Below are 2,907 nucleotides of genomic sequence, written 5' to 3'. Positions count from 1 at the left end.
GAGAGAGAGAGAGAGAGTCGCTAGCGACTCAAATGCACTTTACGATGTAATTTACATCGATCCTCCTTATAATACTGAATCATCTTTGAGCGATGGAAATAGTTTAAAAAACGGCGAAAAAGATGATGTTGCAGCTTCAAAATTTATTTATCGTGATAAATTCAGCCGCACAGGTTGACTAAATATGATGAACGAACGTTTAAGAATGGCAAAAGACCTATTGAAAGAAGATGGGGTTATTTTTGTATCAATTGATGATGCTGAACAAGCTTATTTAAAAGTTTTAATGGACGAAATATTTGGTGAAGAAAATTTTGTGGCAAATATAATATGACAAAATAAATATACAATTTCAAACGACAAAAAAAATGGAATAACTATACAAAATGAATATATTATTATGTTTTCAAAAAATGAAAAAACACTTAAATTATTAAATAAACCTTTAAGAGATGAATATATTGATAAAACTTACAAAAACCCAGACAATGATTCAAGAGGTTTATATATGACGGTTCAGATGTATAAGAAAAAAAATCCAAAATCATATGAAGTTATCTCTCCAGCAGGAATTAAATTTAATTTACCGTGAAATTTTTCTAAAGAAACATTTTTAAAATTGCAAAGCGATAATAGAATTTATTGAGGTAAAAATAATGATTCTATACCTAGAAAAAAAGTTTTTCTTTCAGAAAGTAAAGGTTCTGGAAATGTAAATTTAATTTGAGATGGAAAAAATAACGGATACACATCAGATGGAAGTTCATTAATTGAAAAAATTTTAGTTGATAAAAATAAATTTTTATATCCAAAACCCATAACTTTAATAATCCAATTATTAAAAATGTTTGATCAAGATATTCGTGTTCTTGATTTCTTCGCCGGTTCTGGCACAACAGGTCACGCCGTTATGGAATTGAATAGAGAAGATGGCGGAAACAGAACTTTTACCCTTGTTACTAATAACGAAAATAACATCGCGCACGATGTGACTTACGAAAGACTTTACAGAATAAATAATGGTAAAGGAACAAAAGAAGAAACATTCAAATGACTAGAAAAAAACGAGCCTTATAAACAAAATCTTAATGTTTTTAACATTGAATATTTTGACACACAACTTTTTAATGACAATGTTAATAATGAATTGATTAAGCAAACCTTAATTAAAGAATTACAAGATAATGGAATTACAACATCGACAAAATTTGAAAAACATCTGTATTATGATTTAATGTCTCTAAAACCGCTTGATAATGATAAGGAAAAGCAAAATGACAACAATTAATTTATCTGATGTGCAAGCTAGAGCGGTTAATGAATTAGTTGAAAAATGCGATTTGGATAATAAGTCATCTGTTTATTTTAAAGCACCAACCGGTAGTGGTAAAACATTTATGATCGCTAATGTGATTGATCGTTTAATTAAATTACACGGACACAAGCAAAAATTATTCTTCATTATAGCAACTTTGTCTTCTGGCGAATTGCCTAAACAAATGGAACAAAATTTAAACGAATATAAACATGTTTTATATTCAATTAGAAATATTGAAAGAATTGAATCGCCCAGTGTTAATAAAACTAAAAATAAAGACTACGAGCCACAATTAGTTTTAGAACAAAATAAAGTAATGATTTTTGGAGCTTCAACTTTTGGTAAAGGCAGAATCCTTACTGAATATAATTATCTAGAAAACTTTATACAAGAAATTAAAAGTGAAGGTTATAAATTAATCTACATAAGAGATGAATCACACCACGGGGGCGAAGTTAAAAACAATTTTGTTGACATTGATAGAAGCGATTTTAAAAATAAAAATCAACAAAATGAGAAGCATTTTGAAGCTTTGGTGCAAAAAGCTGCACAATATATTATCAAAATGACAGCTACTCCGCCAAGAACACAAAATCAAGTAGTAATCACTGAAAAAGAATTGCAAACAGACTCAATTAAATTAATTAAAACCGAAGCAAAAAGAAATGATTTTATGGTCGATAATTTTTTAGAAGAAATTAGTGACTTTGATTTATTGCAAAAAGCATGTGAAAGATTTAAAGAAATCAAAAAAGCTTATGATGATGCCGAATCAGAACCGGCATTAATCAATATTCATCCGGCAATGCTTATTCAAGTAAAAGATAAAACGGAAAAAGATGTCAATTTTGAACAAAACATGAATAAAATTATCAAAATACTGGAACAAAATAATTTAACATGAGTTAAATATTTCAGTGGCGATAAAGCTGAGCAAAATGGCAGCAGCATTAAAGAAGAAATTTCATTAAAAAAGATATCGAAAAATAATTCAGGTGTTGATTGTATCATTTTCAAAGTTGGTCCAGCTACGGGTTGAAATATTCCTAGAGCATGTATGCTCGTGCAACTAAGAAATGTTTCATCGGAAAGTCTAAACATTCAAACATTAGGCAGAATTAAAAGAAATCCTAACCCTAATTATTTTGTTGATAATGATGATCAATTGTTCGAAGATTCAATTGCCAATAAATATTGGTTTTATTCAAACTTTGAAGAAAAGAAAAAAGAATGAAGCTATTATGAATTACAAGCAAAATGAAAACAAGATTCAAATGGTTTAACTTCATTTTATAAAGGATGCATAAACAGAAATTTATTAAAAAAGGTATCAAACACCCAAGCCTATAATGACGCACTAATTAGTGTTTTATCTAAAAAAGATATTCTTGCAGAATGCAAGGAACTACAACAACATTTTAATGAATATGGTTATTTAGCACCCAGAGCGGAATTATTAAAAAATGACAAAAATGAAGATTTTAGAAAAATTAATGACCAAGATAAAATCACTAATTCAATTGAGCTAGAGCTATACATTGAAAATTTTTTATATACAAACAAAACATATTTTATTGATACAACAAAAT

Annotated in this window: 2 protein-coding genes; both read left to right on the top strand. The window is 28.2% G+C overall.

Going from position 1 to position 2,907, the window contains the following annotated elements:
- Nucleotides 1-1,288, top strand: a 1,288-nt coding sequence (locus NXS15_RS03705; protein WP_259290517.1) for a site-specific DNA-methyltransferase, incomplete at its 5' end; no start/stop codon positions are given.
- Nucleotides 1,275-2,907: DEAD/DEAH box helicase family protein (locus NXS15_RS03700; protein WP_259290516.1), on the top strand; the 1,633-nt coding region annotated here is incomplete at its 3' end. The genes NXS15_RS03705 and NXS15_RS03700, both read left to right, overlap by 14 nt.

The organism is Mycoplasma sp. CSL7475-4 (assembly GCF_024834065.1).
Classification (GTDB): domain Bacteria; phylum Bacillota_I; class Bacilli_A; order Mycoplasmatales; family Metamycoplasmataceae; genus Mycoplasmopsis.
Note: the sequence above shows the minus strand (reverse complement) of the source record. Positions and strands in the feature narration are given on the sequence as shown.